Consider the following 15,535-nt stretch of genomic DNA (forward strand, 5'->3'; position numbering starts at 1 on the left):
GAAGGCGAGAACCGGAATGGACGAGGACAAGCTCGCGCGCCTGCGCGCCCGCTACGGCGAGGCCAAGGGCGGGGACATCCACGATCCCGCCTTCAAGGCGGTGGCGGACACGCAGTTTCGCGACGGCGAGCGCCGGCGCTGGCCCTTCGCCGATGTCGCGACCTTTCTCGGCGCACCCTGGCGCCCGAACGCGCTCGAGGACGGCTTCTCCGATCTGGACGTGGCGATCTTCGGCGTGCCGATGGACCTCGGCGTCACGAACCGCACGGGCACGCGCTTCGGCCCGCGGGCGGTGCGCGGCATCGAGCGGATCGGCCCCTACGAGCACGTCCTGAAGGCGCTGCCGACCTACGAGCTGCGGGTCGCCGACGTCGGCGACGTGCCGATGGAGAGCCGCTTCTCGCTCGCGCGCTGCCACGTCGACATCGAGGCCTATGCCCGGCGCATCGTCGAGGCGGGCGTGCGCACGCTGGCGGTGGGCGGCGACCATTCGATCTCGCTGCCGATCCTGAAGGCGGGCGGCGCGAGCCGTCCGGTGGGCATGATCCACATCGACGCCCACGCCGACACGTCCGGCCCCTACGAGGACACCAAGTTCCACCACGGCGGCCCCTTCCGCCAGGCGGTGCTCGACGGCGTGCTCGATCCCGAGCGTACGATCCAGATCGGCATCCGCGGCTCGGCGGACTGGCTCTGGGAGTTCTCGACGGAGAGCGGCATGACGGTGATCCACGCCGAGGAGGTCGATACGCTCGGCATCCCGGCCATCGTGGAGAAGGCGCGCGCCGTCGTCGGCGAGGGGCCGACCTATCTCTCCTTCGACATCGATTCGATCGACCCGGCCTTCGCGCCGGGCACGGGGACGCCCGAGGTCGGCGGGCTCACGCCGCGGGAGGTGCTCGCGCTGATGCGGGGTTGCGCCGGGCTCGACATCGTCGGCGGCGACGTGGTCGAGGTCGCTCCGCAATACGACGCCACCACGAACACCGCCCACGTCGCCGGGCAGATGCTGCTGGAGATTCTGTCGCTGATGAGCAGGGCGCCGTCTGAGCGCGATTGACCGCGGGCGCCCGAACGGCTTGAGTTGCGCCATCCGCGGGCCGAGGGGGCCCGCCCCGCCCCGTTCGGGGCCGGAAAACCAAGAGATACGAGGGAAGAACGACATGCGCTTTCTCAAGACGCTCGGCCTCGCGGTCGCCGCCTCCGCCTTCGCGCTCGGCGCTGCGACGGCGCAGGAGAAGGTCACGATCGCAACCGAGGGCGCCTACGCCCCGTGGAACTTCTCCAATCCCGACGGCACGCTCGACGGCTTCGAGATCGAGCTCGCCCGCGACCTGTGCGAGCGCATGGGCGTCGATTGCGAGATCATCGCGCAGGACTGGAACGGCATCATCCCCGGCCTGACCGCCGGCCGCTACGACGCCATCATGGCCGGCATGTCGATCACGGAGGAGCGCGAGGAGGTGATCTCCTTCTCGAGCCCCTACACGCTCTCGCCCAACGGCTTCCTCGTGCCCAACGGCTCGGACCTCGCCGAGATGCCGGGAACCGGCGAGCGCTTCAATCTCGACACCAACACCGAGGCCGCCATGGCGGCGCTCGAGGAGGTGAAGCCGCTGCTCGAGGGCAAGACGATCGGCGTCCAGGGCTCGACCACGCACGCCAACTTCGCCCGCGAGTACCTCGCCGACATCGCCGAGATCCGCGAGTACGGCACCACCGAGCAGCACGACCTCGACCTGCAGGCCGGCCGCATCGACGCGGTGCTCGCCGACGCGCCGACCCTCCAGGCGACGATGCAGAAGCCGGAATTCCAGGGCGAGTTCTCGATCGTCGGGCCGGGCTACGTGGGCGGCATCCTCGGCCGGGGCGTGGGCGTCGGCATCCGCCAGGAGGACGAGGCGCTGCGCAACCGCTTCGACGAGGCGATCGCCGCTGCGGCCGCCGACGGCACGATCAAGGAGCTCTCCGAGAAGTGGTTCGGCACGGACCTGACGCCCGCGATGTGAGCCGTTGGGGCTTCGGTACGAGGTGGCGGAACCCCTGGTTCCGCCACCTCGAGTTTCTAAAGCCCGTTTTTTCGGCGGTTCGTCGCCTCCCTAGCAAAAAAGTAGTGCTTGCCAGCCCGCGGCCGCTGCCTGTTAGGTAGGCAGCAACGGACGCCCGGAGCGCCCGGGACAGGAGATCCGCGGGAAGCGGATCCCTCCAGAGGGGAACGAAAGCATGTCGAAGTCGAAGGCCTTCGGGCCGGGGCTCGCGGGCGCCGTCGTGGCGCTCGCGCTCGCGACGCAGCCGGTCGCGGCGCAGGGCTGGGAGACCGTCCGCATCGCGACGGAAGGCGCCTATGCGCCGTGGAACTTCTCCAACGCCGACGGCTCGCTCGCCGGCTTCGAGATCGATCTCGCCAACGACCTGTGCGCGCGCATGGAGGTCACCTGCGAGATCGTGGTCCAGGACTGGGCGGGCATCATCCCCGCGCTCCAGGCCGGCAAGTACGACGCCATCATGGCGGGCATGAACATCACCGACCAGCGGATGGAGGTGATCGACTTCTCGATCCCCTACGCCGGCGGCCCGCACGGGCTCGCGGTGATGGCCGACAGCCCGCTCGCGGACCTGCCGGGCGAGGGTCGCCTCTCCCTCGACAGCGATCCCGACGCGGTCGCGGCGCTGATCGCCGAGTGGACGCCGATGCTGGAAGGCAAGGTGATCGGCGTGCAGGGCTCGACCACGAACGCGAACTTCCTCACGGAATACCTCGGCGACATCGTCGAGATCCGCGAGTACGGCACCACCGAGCAGCACGACCTCGACCTCTCCGCCGGGCGGCTCGACGGCATCTTCGCGGCGCATTCCGCCTTCAACGCCACGATGCAGAAGCCCGAGTTCGCGGACATGAAGATCGTCGGGCCGGGCCTGTCGGGCGGCGTGCTCGGCCGCGGGGTGGCGGTGGGCCTGCGCCAGGAGAACGACGACCTGCGCGACATGTTCACCAAGGCGATCGAGGACGCCAAGGCCGACGGCACCATCAAGGAGCTGTCGGAGAAGTGGTTCGGCCTCGACATGACCCCGGCGGGCTGACGCCGCCCAACGGACGTCCCGGCACCGCGCCGGCGCCGGGACGCTGCGGGACCACATGACACCACTCGGTTTCTTCGAGATCGTCGGGTTCGGTGAGCGCGGCTGGGGGCCCGCGCTCCTCTTGGCGACCGGCGTCACGCTGGCGGTCGCGGTGTGCGGCTTCCTCGTCGGCTCGGTGCTGGGCGCGCTCGCCGCGGCCGCGAAGCTGTCCGGGCTGCGGCTCGCCGCCGCGATCGGGGACTTCTACACCACCGTCCTGCGCGGCATCCCGGACCTGCTCGTCATCTACCTGTTCTATTTCGGCGGATCGCTGGCACTGACCAATATCGGCCGGATGCTCGGCTACGACGGCTTCCTGGGCCTGCCCGTCTTCGTCACCGGCGCGCTCGCGATCGGCGTCGTCAACGGCGCCTACCAGGCGGAGGTCTTCCGCGGCGCCTATCTCTCTCTGTCGAAGGGCGAGCTCGAGGCGGCGCGCTCGGTCGGCATGAGCCGCTTCCTGATGTTCCGGCGCATCGTCGTGCCCCAGGTCATGCGCTACGCCATCCCCGGTCTCGGCAACGTCTGGCAGCTGGCCCTGAAGGAGTCGGCGCTGATCTCGGTGATCGGCCTCGTCGAGCTGCTGCGCCAGGCGCAGATCGGCGCGGGCTCCACCCGCCAGCCGTTCTACTTCTTCCTGGCGGCGGCGATCCTGTATCTCGCCCTCACCACGATCTCGACCATCGCCTTCCAGAAGGCGGAGAACCGCGCCATGCGCGGCGTGCGGAGGGCGGGCTGATGGATCTCGCCTTCATGGGCCGCACCTTCCTGACGCTGATCGAGGGCGTGCCGCTGCTGCTCGAGCTCGCCGGCCTGTCGCTCTCGATCGGCGCCGTGTTCGCGCTGCTGCTCGCCACGATGCGGCTGTCCGGCGTCGGCGTGCTCGACTGGACGGCGCAGTCCTACATCTTCGTCTTCCGCGGCACGCCGCTCCTCGTGCAGATCTTCCTGATCTACTACGGCCTCGGGCAGTTCCGCCCGGCGCTGCAGGAGGTCGGGCTGTGGTGGTTCTTCCGCGAGCCGTTCTACTGCGCCGTCTTCGCGCTCACCCTCAACACCGCCGCCTATGCCGCCGAGATCTTCCGCGGCGGCCTCCTCTCGGTGCCGCACGGCCAGATCGAGGCGGCGAAGGCCTGCGGCATGTCGCGCCTCCAGCGCTTCCGGCGCATCACCCTGCCCATCGCCGTCCGCCAGGCGCTGCCGGCCTACGGCAACGAGATCATCCTGATGGTCAAGGCGACCTCGCTCGCCTCGGTCATCACGCTGATGGAGGTCACCGGCCTCGCCCACAGGCTGATCGCGCAGAGCTTCCGCGCGGTGGAGGTGTTCGTCGTCGCGGGTGCGATCTATCTCTTCATCAACTTCGCCGTCACCCGCGCGATCCTCGTCATCGAGTGGCGCCTGTCGCCGCACCTGCGCCAGGCGCCGGAGGGCGAGGCGCCGATGAAACCCGCCCCCGCCCACGCCCGCGGGGCATGACCCGCCAGGAGGCGAAGAAGCCGCCATGACAGACGTCGCCGTCAGCGTCCGAAACCTGCGCAAGAGCTTCGGCGCGCTCGAGGTCCTCAAGGGCGTCTCGCTCGAGGCGCGCGAGGGCGACGTGATCTCGATCCTCGGCGCATCGGGCTCCGGCAAGTCGACGATGCTGCGCTGCATCAACATGCTCGAGATCCCCGACGACGGCGAGGTCACGATCGGCGGCGAGACCATCGGCCTCGAGCGCACCCGCCGCGGCATGCGGCCGGCGGACGGACGCCAGGTGGACCGCATCCGCTCCGAGGTCGCCATGGTGTTCCAGAGCTTCAATCTCTGGTCCCACATGACCATCCTCGAGAACGTCGTCGAGGCGCCGATCCACGTGCAGAAGCGCCCCAGGCAGGAGGCGCTCGACGAGGGCATGGCGCTGCTCGAGAAGGTCGGCATCGCCGACAAGGCGAAGCACTACCCCTCCCATCTCTCCGGCGGCCAGCAGCAGCGCGCCGCGATCGCCCGGGCGCTCGCCATGCGCCCGCGGGTGATGCTGTTCGACGAGCCGACCTCCGCGCTCGACCCCGAGCTCGTCGGCGAGGTGCTGCGCGTCATGCGCTCCCTCGCCGAGGAGGGCCGCACCATGCTCGTCGTCACCCACGAGATGGGCTTCGCCCGCGACGTCTCGAACCGGGTGATGTACCTGCACCAGGGCGTCGTCGAGTGCGAGGGCGAGCCGCAGGCGATGTTCGCGAACCCCGAGAGCGAGCGCTTCCGGCAGTTCATCTCCTCGCATCGCTGAAGCGCTCGCGGTCGCGGGTCGCCTTGGAGACGACGGCGGCGACGCCGAGCGTGATCGCGCTCGCCACGAGCCAGATCGCGACGATGGCGGCGAGGCCGAGGTCGCGCAGTGTGTCGAACATCCAGGCGATCCAGGCCACCTGCTCGGGGTCCCGCGCCGCCATGTCCGCCCGGTCGACCGCGAAGCCGCCGACGAGGTCGACGGCGCCATAGGTGGCGAGCGCCACGAGCGAGAAGACGGCGACCAGGATCCAGGCGATCGTCCAGGCGAGCCGGCGGGTCCCACGCGTCGTCATGATTTGGCCTCCCTCGGCGGGTTTGTGCTGCGTGTCCGGCAAGAACGGCCGAGCGGAGGCAATCGATCCGCGACGGCCGCACCGGCCCGTACGAACGGCCCGCAGAGGCCGCGCCCCGGCTCTCGGGGGCGCCCCCACAAGGACGTCGACCGCATGCGATGTACTCATCCCCGTCGCAGGCGCGCGCGAACGCGTGCCCTGCTCCATCCCGCCGCCCTCGCCCTGACGGCCACTCTCGTGATCGCGCCGCTGTCGGCGCCGACGGCCGAGGGGCTCTCCCACGTATACGCGACGATCAAGCCGCCGGTGGACCCCGAGCCTGCTGGCGAGGCGGCCGCCGACGAGGCCGCTTCGGCACCCGCCGAGAGCGAGATGGCCGAGACGGAAGCCACCGTCGAGGCCACCGCCGAAGCCCCCGCGCCCCCCGCCGCGGGCGACGGCGGTCTCGCCAACGTCTACGCCACGCTCAAGCCGCCGGGCGGCCTCGACGTCGAGACGACGGGCTCGGTCGCGCGCGCGCAGCCGGCCTTCGCGACGCAGGTCGAGCGCGGCGCGATCTGGGTGCGGGCACGCACGCCGACGCGCTGCCTGCCGGGCGATCTCACGGAGGTCGTAGCCGAGGTGGCTGAGCGCTTCGGCGAGGTGCGGATCATGTCGACCCACCGCACCCGCGCGCACAACCGCCGCGCCGGCGGGGCCCGGCGCTCGATGCATCTCTCCTGCCGCGCGATCGACTTCCGCGTCGCCGGTCGGAGCCGCGCCGTCATGGCCTACCTGCGCGACCATCCCGCCGTCGGCGGGCTCAAGCGCTACCGGTCGGGCCTGATCCACATCGACAACGGCGACCGGCGGTCGTGGTGAGGGCGCTCGGCGGGTGAGAGACACGCTCCACCTCCGGTGCCTCGCACCGGAGCGGTCGGCGGCCTCGGCGAGGACGCACCCTTTCGATCGCGCCTTCGTGAGATGGACCTCGTCCACGCCCGCCCTAAGACCTCGTCCATGCGTCTCGCCCTCCGCCGAATCCTGCGTCTTGCCCTCGGCGCGCTCGCCCTCGTCCTCCTCCTCTTCGTCCTGCCCCTCGGCACGCACGCGGCCTGGTGGATGTCGCGCGATGCGATGCCGACGCGCTGGAGCACGGCCGACTGGTCGAGCGCGGGGCTGCTCCCGGCGGATGCGCGCGCGGCGCCGCAGGCGCTGGTGCGGGTCTACGCGGCGCGAACGGGACGCTGGCGCGGCGTCTTCGCGCATCACACCTGGATCGTGATCAAGCAGGCCGGCGCACCGGCCTACACCCGCTTCGACAAGGTCGGCTGGGGCTCGCCGATCCGTGTCGACGGCTGGGCGGCGGACGGGCGCTGGTACTCGAACCCGCCGCAGGTCGTCCTCGCGCTCGACGGGGACGCGGCGCAGGCCGCGATCCCGGCGCTGCGCGCGGCGATCGAGGCCTACCCGTTCGACGGAAGGGGCGACTACCGCGCCTGGCCCGGCCCGAACTCGAACACGTTCGTCGCCCACGTCCTGGAGGAGGCGGCGCGCAGCCACCCGGAGCTCGCCGTCGCCCTCCCGCCCACCGCGCTCGGCAAGGACTGGACCCCGCAGAGCGTGCGCGCCGGGCTGTCGGCGAGCGGCACGGGGCTTCGCCTCGGCGCCGCGGGCTGGGCGAGCGTGACGATCGGCTGGGTCGAAGGCCTCGAGATCAACCTGATGGGCTTCGTCGCCGGGCTCGACCTGCGCCGGCCGGCGCTGAAGCTGCCGGGGTGGGGGCGCATCGGCATGCCGCCCTGAGCCGGCGGACTCGACGCCGTTCCCGATTTGCTCCATGGTCCGACGCATGACTCGCAGCGAGGAAATCCGGCCCGAAACATCCCTTGGTCGTGGGCCGAGCGAGGGTTCGCTCTCGGCTCGCGCGCGCGCCGGCGCGGGTCCGCGCGCCGCTTATCTCGAGGGGCTCAACCCGGAGCAGCGCCAGGCGGTGGAGACCACCGAGGGCCCCGTCCTCGTGCTCGCCGGCGCGGGCACCGGCAAGACGCGCGTGCTCACCACCCGCATCGCCCACCTGCTCGCCACCGGGAAGGCGCGGCCCTCGGGCATCCTCGCGGTGACCTTCACCAACAAGGCCGCGCGCGAGATGAAGGAGCGCGTCGCCGCCCTCGTCGGCGGCGTGGCCGAGGGCATGCCCTGGCTCGGCACCTTCCACTCGATCTCAGCCAAGATCCTGCGCCGGCATGCCGAGCTCGTGGATCTCACCAGCGATTTCACCATCCTGGGCATGGACGACCAGCTGCGGCTCCTCAAGCAGGTGATCCAGGCCGACGGCGACATCGACGAGAAGCGCTGGCCCGCCCGTCAGCTCGCCGGCGTCATCGACGACTGGAAGAACCGCGGGCTCGAGCCGCATCGCGTGCCCAAGGGCGAGGCCGCCGCCTTCGCCTTCGGCAAGGGGATCGCCCTCTACGAGCAGTACCAGGAGCGGCTGAAGACGCTCAACGCCGCCGATTTCGGCGACCTGCTGCTCGAGGCGCTGCGCCTCTTCCGCGAGCATCCCGACGTGCTGGAGCAGTACCAGGACCGCTTCCGCTACATGCTGGTCGACGAGTACCAGGACACCAACGTGGCGCAGTACCTGTGGCTGCGGCTCCTCGCCCAGAAGCGCGCCAACCTCGCCTGCGTCGGCGACGACGACCAGTCGATCTACGGCTGGCGCGGGGCGGAGGTCGACAACATCCTGCGCTTCGAGCACGACTTCCCCGGCGCCACCGTGGTGCGGCTCGAGCGCAACTATCGCTCGACGGGCCACATCCTGAAGGCGGCCTCGCACCTCATCGCCTACAACGAGGGGCGGCTGGGTAAGACGCTGCGCACCGACGACGAGCCCGGCGAGAAGGTGATCCTCACCGGCGCCTGGGACTCGGAGGAGGAGGCGCGGCTGATCGGCGAGGAGATCGAGAGCCTGCACGGCAAGGGGCATGCGCTCTCGCAGATGGCGGTGCTGGTGCGCATTTCCGCGCAGATGCGCGAGATCGAGGACCGGTTCGTGCAGCTCGGCCTGCCCTACCGCGTCATCGGCGGCCCGCGCTTCTACGAGCGCGCGGAGATCCGCGATGCGCTGGCCTACCTGCGGCTGGTCGCCCAGCCCGCGGACGATCTCGCCTTCGAGCGCATCATCAACACGCCGAAGCGGGGCCTGGGCGACGCGACTGTCCAGCTCCTGCACAATCACGCCCGTGCCGCCCGCATCCCCCTTCTCCAGGCGGCGCGGTTCCTCGTCGAGACCGACGAGCTCAAGCCCAAGCCGCGCGGCGCCATCCGCGAGTTCGTGCGCCAGATCGACGAATGGGCGCGCGCCATCGACGCGCTGCCGCACGCCGAGCTGGCGCGCCGCGTGCTCGACGAGAGCGGCTACACGGAGATGTGGCAGCGCGACAAGTCCGCGGACGCGCACGGGCGGCTCGAGAACCTCAAGGAGCTCGTGCGCTCCATGGAGGACTTCCCCGACCTCGCCGCCTTCCTCGAGCACGTCTCCCTCGTCATGGACGTCAACGAGGGCGACGCCGAGGACAAGGTGTCGCTGATGACGCTCCACGCCGCCAAGGGGCTCGAGTTCGACACGGTGTTCCTGCCCGGCTGGGAGGAGGGTCTCTTCCCCTCGCAGCGGGCGCTGGACGAGAGCGGCCGGGCGGGGCTCGAGGAGGAGCGGCGCCTCGCGCACGTGGGCCTCACGCGCGCCCGGCGGCGGCTGATGATCTGGTTCGCCGCCAATCGCCGCATCCACGGGATGTGGAACGCGACGGCGCCGTCGCGCTTCATCGACGAGTTGCCCGAGGGCTCGGTGGACGTGCGCGAGGCGCCGGCGCAATTCTCCGGCGGCGGCTACGGCGGCTCGCGCTTCGACCAGATCGCGGCACCCTTCGGCTCGACCTATTCCACCCCCGGCTGGCAGCGGGCGCAGGCGAACACCCGGGCGCAGGCGGAGTTCGGCGGCAGCGGCTACGGGCAGGCCCCCGGCCGCGGTCGCGGCGGCTTCTCGGACGGCCGCCGCGGGGCGCTCGTGATCGAGGGCGAGCTCGTCGCGAAGTCCACGGGCGCCGCCTCCGCCTACGGCGTCGGCACCCGCGTCTTCCACGTCAAGTTCGGCCCGGGCTCGGTGGCGGCGGTCGACGGCAACAAGCTCACGGTCGACTTCGACAAGGCGGGCCGCAAGATGGTGCTGGACTCGTTCGTCGAGCCGACCTGAGGCGCGATCCGCGCTATCCTCCCCGCCGATGACCATCTACTTCACCGCCGACACCCACTTCTCCGACCCGCGCGTGCTCGCCATCGACCGCCGCCCGTTCCCCTCGCTCGAGGCGCACGATGCGGCGCTGGTCGCGCTCTGGCGCGAGACCGTTCGCGACGACGACGTCGTCTGGCATCTCGGCGACTTCGCCCGCGACCGGCCGGCCGGGCGGGCGGCGGCGATCCTGGCGCAGCTCACCGGCGAGAAGCACCTGATCCTCGGCAACAACGACCCCGACAGCGTCGCGCGCGACCCGGGCTGGGCCAGCGTGCGGCACTACGCCGAGATCGCGGTGGACGGCCAGCGGCTCGTGCTCTGCCACTACCCGTTCCGCACCTGGCGCGACAGCGGCAAGGGCGTGATCGACCTGCACGGCCACAGCCACGGGCGCCTGACGCCGATCCCCCGCCAGTACGACGTCGGCGTCGACGTCTGGGACCACCGCCCGGTGACGCTCGAGACGATCCGCGCGCGCCGCCGGCGCGGACCGCCGCGCCCGCCACCCGCCCGCGAGAGCGCCTCGCCATGACCCGCCTCCTGATCACCGGTTTCGGCCCCTTCCCCGGCGTGCCGCGCAACCCGACCGAGGGCCTCGCCCGCCGCCTCGCCGCCGATCCGCGCTGGCGCAGGCGGGGCATCGTCGCCGAGGCGCTCGTCCTGCCGACGACCTGGCGGGCCGTCGACGAGATCCTGCTGCCGCACGTGCGCGAGAGCCGTCCCGACGCTGTGCTGATGCTCGGCGTCGCCGCGCGACGCCGGCGGGTGACGATCGAGGTCCGCGCGCTCAACCGGGTCGGGCGGCTCCTGCCCGATGCCGCCGGCGGCCTGCCGATGCGCCTCGCCTACCGTCCGGGCGAGCCCTTCGTCCGGCGCGCGCGCATCGCCATCGGCCCGCTGCTGGCAGCCATGAATGCGGCCGCGCCCGGCACGACGCGCCTGTCGCGCAACGCCGGGCGCTACCTCTGCAACGGCGCCTCCTACGCCGCCCTCGCCGAGCCGGGACCCGAAGCGCTCGTGTTCGTGCACGTGCCGATGCCGCGCGAGGCCGGGCGCCCGGCCGGAACGGGCGCGGATCGCCCGGACGCTGGGCTGATGCTGCGCGCGCTCGGAGCGGCCGCGGGGCGCATCGCGCATTCGGGACGTCGGCGGTCAGCGCTCGCCTGACGCAAGCGCGGCGAGGGCGGCGGGCGTGTCGACGTCGCGCAGGATGCTCGCGTCGCCCCAGTCCAGCTCCCGCACGTCGGCCCGCCCCTTCAGCAACGGACCCGCACCGCGATCACCCGCCAGGTCGGCGATCTCCGGCGCCAGCCGACGCGCGAGGAGCACGGGATTGCCGCGCTCTCCCGCGTGGACCGGCACGACCGCGGCGGCACCGGACGTCTCGTCGAACGCGGCGACGAGCGCGTCGACGAGCGCGGGCGTGACGAGCGGCATGTCGCCCAGGCACACGATCGCGGCATGCGCGTCGTCGGGCAACGCGGCGAAGCCCGCCTGCAGCGAGGTCGAGAGCCCCTCGTCCCAGGCGGGATTGTCGACGATCCGCACCGCGAGCCCGGCGAGCGCGGCGGCGACGTCCTCGCCGCGCCGGCCGACGACGACGATCACCGGGTCCGCCCTGGAGGCGAGCGCCGCCTGCGCCACCCGCCGCACGAGGGGCACGCCGTCGAGGGTCGCCAGCAGCTTCGGCGCCTCGCCGAAGCGCGATCCGCGGCCGGCGGCGAGGACGATTGCGGCGACGCTCACGGCTCGTCCTCCGCGGCCTCCGGCCCCGCGCTCGGCTCGCCGCCGCGGGGCTGCGGCCGCGAGACGATCTCCATCAGGAGCCCGCCGACGCCCATGGCGACGATGTCCGCGCGCGTCACCGGGAGCCCCGCGAGGAGGCGATGGAGCACCCAGTCGAAGCCGTTCTCCTTGGGCGAGCGCGCGCAGCCCGGCGCGCCGACGACGGGCCGCCCGGTGATCGTGCCGACGAGGAGCAGGTTGCCGGGATCGACGGGCATGCCGAAATGATCGACGCGTCCGTCCGCCGCCTCGATCGCGGCGGGGATGACGTCGCGCCGATCGGCGATGGCGGAGGCGCCGAAGACGACGATCAGGTCCGCCTCCTGCGCGGCCATCGCGCCGAGCGCCTCGGCGAGGTCCGCAACGGCGTGCGGCCGGCGGGTCTCCGCGACGATCCGCGCCCCCGTGGGCGCGAGGCGCTTCTCCAGCACCCGCAGGGTCTTGTCGACGACCGTCGGCTTGAGCGCGGGCAGCAGCGTCGAGACGACGCCGATGCGGCGGCGGACCCAGGGCGCGATCCGCAGCGCGCCCTGCCCCGCCGCCGCGACGGCGCGCCCGAGGGCGTCCTCCGGCACGGCGTAGGGGATGATCTTCACGGTCGCGACCATCTCGCCTTCGACCACGGGCGCATAGGCGGGCAGCGTCGCCACCGTGATCGCCTCGTCGACGGCATTGATCCGCCCGACCGCCGCGGCGTCGGCGACGAGCACGCCGGCCGTCGTCGAGAACAGGTTCACGCGCCCCGTGAAGGGCGCATCGCAGCGCAGCCCCTCCCCGGCCGCGGCCTGCGCAAGCCGGGCGGCGGCGGCGTCCTCGCCGACGTCGCCGGGCTCGAGCCGCACGGCGACGATCTCGGACACGCCCGCCGCCGCGAGGGCCGCCGCCTCGGCCTCCCCGATCGCAGCCCCCTTCTTCAGGACGACCCCCGGCGCCTTGACGGAATGCACCGAGAGCGCACCGACCGCCTCGCGCACCGGGAGCGTCGCGAAGATCATCGCGCGCGCCTGCGGTCGCGGCGCAGCTCCCCGACGATCTCGCCGAGCACGGACACCGCGATCTCCGCGGGCGAGACGGCGCCGATGTCGAGGCCGATCGGCGCATGGATGCGCGCGATCGCCGCCTCGTCGAAGCCGGCGGTCCGCAGCCGCTCGACACGCTTGGCGTGCGTCTTCTTCGAGCCGAGCGCGCCGATGTAGAAGCACTCGGCCCTCAGGCCCGCGTCGAGCGCCGGATCGTCGATCTTCGGGTCGTGGGTGAGCGCGACGAGCGCCGTGTAGCGGTCGAGCGGCCTGCTCTCCAGCGCCTCGTCCGGCCAGACGTCGAGGACCTCGACGCCTGGGAAGCGCTCGGGTGTCGCGAAGGCGGTGCGCGGATCGACGATGGTGACGTCGAAGCCCGCGATCCGCGCCATCGGCGCCAGCGCCTGCGAGATGTGCACGGCACCGATCACCAGGATCCGCGTCGGCGGCACCTGCACGTTGAGGAAGACCTCGCCCTGCGGCGTCTCCACGATGCCGGACTTGCCCCTGCGCAGGGCGTCGTGCAGCGCGTCAACGAGAGGATCGGCATCGATTTCGGCTTCGCGAACGAGGCGCTGCGCGCCGGAGGCGAGGGACGTGACGAGGATCGCCGCACGGCGCGCGGCGCGCTCGGCGTTGAGCGCGGAGAGCAGGGGGAGCTTCATGCGCACGCCCTCCCCGTCCGCCATCCGCCAAGCCGGCATCCTCGCTCGATGCATCGGACTGCGTCGCTCGAGGTCGTGCCGGAGGTGCGTCGTGGAGGTGCGAGATCTTTGCGCGGGCTCTTCTCCTTCCCTGTAGGGGAAGGTGGATCGGCGCGCAGCGCCGAGACGGATGGGGCGCGCGGAACGCGCGTTCGGCGGAGCCGAAACGGACGAGCAAAACCGGACGCCGTCACTTCCGCTTCGCGGAACGCGCCGTTGCGCGCCGCGCCCCATCCGTCACCGGCTGCGCCGGCGACACCTTCCCCTACAGGGAAGGCGAACACGGGCACCGGCCCTCGGCGGATCGCGCTCATTCCACCCGCTCCACGTAGACCCGGATGCGCCCGCCGCAGGAGAGCCCCACCCGCCACGCGGTCTCGTCCGCGACGCCGAACTCGAGCATCTTCGGCGCGCCGGTCTCGATCACGTCGAGCGCGTCCGCGATCACCGCGCCCTCGACGCAGCCGCCCGAGACGGATCCGAGGAACTCGCCCTCCTCGTCGATGACGAGGTGCGAGCCCACCGGGCGCGGGGCCGAGCCCCAGGTCTCCACGACCGTGGCGATGGCGACGCCGCGTCCGGCCTCGCGCCAGCCTTGCGCCGCCTTCAGGATGTCCTCGTCGGTGGCGATCGGGGTCGGGCGCTCGGTCATGCGTGAACCTCCTCCTCGATCAGGCGACGGCACGCAGCCAGACGCGCGGATCGGCGTCGCGCGAGCGCCGTGCGGAGAGCGCGTCGCAGAGCGTCTCCATGGAGCCGATGTTGTGGATCGGCCGGAACTCGTGCACGTGCGGCAGCATCGCACGAATCCCCGACGCCCGCGCCTCGAAACGATCGTATCTCAGAAGCGGATTGAGCCAGATCAGCCGCCGGCAGGATCGCTTCAGACGGTCCATCTCGAACGCCAGCGTGGTGTCCACGTCCCGCTCCAGCCCGTCCGTGAAGAGCAGCACGGTGGCCCCCTGCCCCAGCACCCGGCGCGACCAGTCGCGGTTGAAGGCGTGGAGGCAGGTGGCGATGCGCGTGCCGCCCTCCCAGTCCTTCACCCGGCCCGCGGCGCGAGCGAGGGCCTCGTCCGGATCGCGGTTCGCCATCTCGCGGGTGACGTTGGTCAGCCGGGTGGCGAAGACGAAGCTGTGCACCCGCCGGCGCTTCTCCGCCATGGCGTGGAGGAAGTGCAGGAACAGGCGCGAGTAGTCCGCCATCGACCCGGAGATGTCGAGGAGCGCGACGAGCGGCGGCGGCACGATCACCGGCGCGCGCCAGGCGATGTCGATCGACGCCCCGCCGGCGCGCATGGAGCGGCGCAGCGTGCGCCGCATGTCGACGACGGCGCCCTTCGGGTCCGCCGCGAAGCGCCGGGTCGGCCGCGCGTCGTCGGGCAGCCGCAGGGACGCGATCAGGCGCTTGGCCTTGGCGATCTCGGCGGCGGACATCTGCGAGAAGTCCTTCTCGCGCAGCACCTCGCGATCGGAGACCGTGAGGCGCGCGGAGAAGCGCTCCTCTTCTCGGGGCGGCGGACGCTCCTGCCTGGGCGGGTTCATCCCCGCCTCGACCCGCGCGGCGCCGGCCTTCGGCTTGTCCTCCGGCTTCTTCGCGCCGGGCGCGATGGGCGACATCTGCTGGATCAGCTTCTCGATCAGCGCCCGGCGCCGCCAGAACAGCCGGAAGGCCTGGTCGAACAGGATCGTGTGCTCGTGGCGCTTCACGAAGACGGCGTGCAGCGTCCAGTAGAAGTCCTCGCGTGCGCCGATGCGCGCCGCCTCGACCGCGGCGATGGCGTCGACGACCGCGCCGGGGCCGACGGGGATGCCGGCGGCGCGCAGGGTGCGCGCGAAGTAGGCGATGTTGTCGGTGAGCTTGCCGGGGGTGGGGTCGGACGCGTCCGTCATGAGCGCCACCCCGCTCCTTCCCCATCGGGGAAGGTGGATCGGCGCGCAGCGCCGAGACGGAAGGGGTGCGCCGCAGGCGCAATCGGCGCAGCCGAACTCAACGTGGTCGCCGGTCCGGACCCCACCCCCGGCTCGCTTCGCTCGCCGTCCCCTCCCCTACAGGGAGGGACGAGCACGC

General features: G+C 72.1%; 17 protein-coding genes. 11 read left to right on the forward strand and 6 right to left on the reverse strand.

Features of this window, described 5'->3' with window-relative positions:
- The first annotated feature begins 16 nt into the window (after window positions 1-16).
- The 6 genes from speB (at window position 17) to G407_RS0113090 (ending at window position 5,389) form a co-directional block, all read left to right on the forward strand.
- Window positions 17-1,060: an agmatinase gene (gene speB / locus G407_RS0113065; RefSeq protein WP_029031152.1), complete on the forward strand. Its 1,044-nt coding sequence runs from the start codon at window positions 17-19 to the stop codon at window positions 1,058-1,060.
- Between the two features lie 103 nt (window positions 1,061-1,163).
- Complete coding sequence (locus G407_RS0113070) at window positions 1,164-2,009, forward strand: lysine/arginine/ornithine ABC transporter substrate-binding protein (protein ID WP_029031153.1); 846 nt, start codon at window positions 1,164-1,166, stop codon at window positions 2,007-2,009.
- A gap of 214 nt (window positions 2,010-2,223) precedes the next feature.
- Window positions 2,224-3,081 carry a transporter substrate-binding domain-containing protein gene (locus G407_RS0113075; RefSeq protein ID WP_029031154.1) on the forward strand — a complete coding sequence of 286 codons (858 nt, stop codon included), beginning with the start codon at window positions 2,224-2,226 and terminating at the stop codon, window positions 3,079-3,081.
- A gap of 55 nt (window positions 3,082-3,136) precedes the next feature.
- Window positions 3,137-3,859, forward strand: a complete 723-nt coding sequence (locus G407_RS0113080; RefSeq protein ID WP_029031155.1) for an ABC transporter permease — start codon at window positions 3,137-3,139, stop codon at window positions 3,857-3,859.
- Window positions 3,859-4,599, forward strand: coding sequence for an ABC transporter permease (locus tag G407_RS27575; protein ID WP_043539729.1), 741 nt, complete (start codon window positions 3,859-3,861; stop codon window positions 4,597-4,599). Before G407_RS0113080 ends, G407_RS27575 begins: the two co-directional genes overlap by 1 nt.
- Window positions 4,600-4,624: 25 nt before the next feature.
- A complete protein-coding gene (locus G407_RS0113090) occupies window positions 4,625-5,389 on the forward strand; it encodes an ABC transporter ATP-binding protein (protein WP_029031156.1) in 765 nt (254 codons plus the stop codon).
- On the opposite strand, the gene G407_RS0113095 is transcribed toward G407_RS0113090, so the two are convergent.
- On the reverse strand, window positions 5,370-5,684 hold the full coding sequence (locus G407_RS0113095; protein ID WP_029031157.1) for a hypothetical protein: 315 nt from the start codon (window positions 5,682-5,684) through the stop codon (window positions 5,370-5,372). The genes G407_RS0113090 and G407_RS0113095 overlap by 20 nt on opposite strands.
- A gap of 237 nt (window positions 5,685-5,921) precedes the next feature.
- On the opposite strand from G407_RS0113095, the gene G407_RS30480 reads away from it, so the two are divergent.
- The 5 genes from G407_RS30480 (at window position 5,922) to G407_RS27585 (ending at window position 11,124) form a co-directional block, all read left to right on the forward strand.
- Complete coding sequence (locus tag G407_RS30480) at window positions 5,922-6,545, forward strand: YcbK family protein (RefSeq protein ID WP_052341325.1); 624 nt, start codon at window positions 5,922-5,924, stop codon at window positions 6,543-6,545.
- A 138-nt stretch (window positions 6,546-6,683) separates the two neighbouring features.
- Complete coding sequence (locus G407_RS0113105) at window positions 6,684-7,469, forward strand: DUF3750 domain-containing protein (protein WP_043539759.1); 786 nt, start codon at window positions 6,684-6,686, stop codon at window positions 7,467-7,469.
- A gap of 46 nt (window positions 7,470-7,515) precedes the next feature.
- Window positions 7,516-9,918 (forward strand): ATP-dependent helicase, encoded by a 2,403-nt coding sequence (locus tag G407_RS0113110; RefSeq protein ID WP_043539732.1) that lies wholly within the window; start codon window positions 7,516-7,518, stop codon window positions 9,916-9,918.
- 28 nt (window positions 9,919-9,946) lie between these two features.
- Window positions 9,947-10,489: a metallophosphoesterase gene (locus tag G407_RS0113115; protein ID WP_029031160.1), complete on the forward strand. Its 543-nt coding sequence runs from the start codon at window positions 9,947-9,949 to the stop codon at window positions 10,487-10,489.
- Window positions 10,486-11,124, forward strand: a complete 639-nt coding sequence (locus tag G407_RS27585) for a pyroglutamyl-peptidase I (protein ID WP_043539733.1) — start codon at window positions 10,486-10,488, stop codon at window positions 11,122-11,124. The genes G407_RS0113115 and G407_RS27585 overlap by 4 nt, the downstream gene beginning before the upstream one ends.
- On the opposite strand, the gene G407_RS32565 is transcribed toward G407_RS27585, so the two are convergent.
- From G407_RS32565 to G407_RS0113145, 5 genes are all read right to left on the reverse strand, one after another.
- Window positions 11,110-11,703 carry a nucleotidyltransferase family protein gene (locus G407_RS32565; protein WP_029031161.1) on the reverse strand — a complete coding sequence of 198 codons (594 nt, stop codon included), beginning with the start codon at window positions 11,701-11,703 and terminating at the stop codon, window positions 11,110-11,112. The genes G407_RS27585 and G407_RS32565 overlap by 15 nt on opposite strands.
- Entirely contained in the window at window positions 11,700-12,737 is a 1,038-nt protein-coding gene (locus tag G407_RS32570) for a molybdopterin-binding protein (RefSeq protein WP_029031162.1), read from the reverse strand. Before G407_RS32570 ends, G407_RS32565 begins: the two co-directional genes overlap by 4 nt.
- Window positions 12,734-13,426, reverse strand: a complete 693-nt coding sequence (locus G407_RS0113135; RefSeq protein ID WP_029031163.1) for an XdhC family protein — start codon at window positions 13,424-13,426, stop codon at window positions 12,734-12,736. The genes G407_RS32570 and G407_RS0113135 overlap by 4 nt, the downstream gene beginning before the upstream one ends.
- Before the next feature lie 349 nt (window positions 13,427-13,775).
- A complete protein-coding gene (locus tag G407_RS0113140) occupies window positions 13,776-14,117 on the reverse strand; it encodes an XdhC family protein (RefSeq protein WP_029031164.1) in 342 nt (113 codons plus the stop codon).
- Between the two features lie 19 nt (window positions 14,118-14,136).
- On the reverse strand, window positions 14,137-15,357 hold the full coding sequence (locus G407_RS0113145; protein WP_029031165.1) for a vWA domain-containing protein: 1,221 nt from the start codon (window positions 15,355-15,357) through the stop codon (window positions 14,137-14,139).
- Between the last annotated feature and the right edge of the window lie 178 nt (window positions 15,358-15,535).

The organism is Salinarimonas rosea DSM 21201 (genome assembly GCF_000429045.1).
Lineage (GTDB): Bacteria > Pseudomonadota > Alphaproteobacteria > Rhizobiales > Beijerinckiaceae > Salinarimonas > Salinarimonas rosea.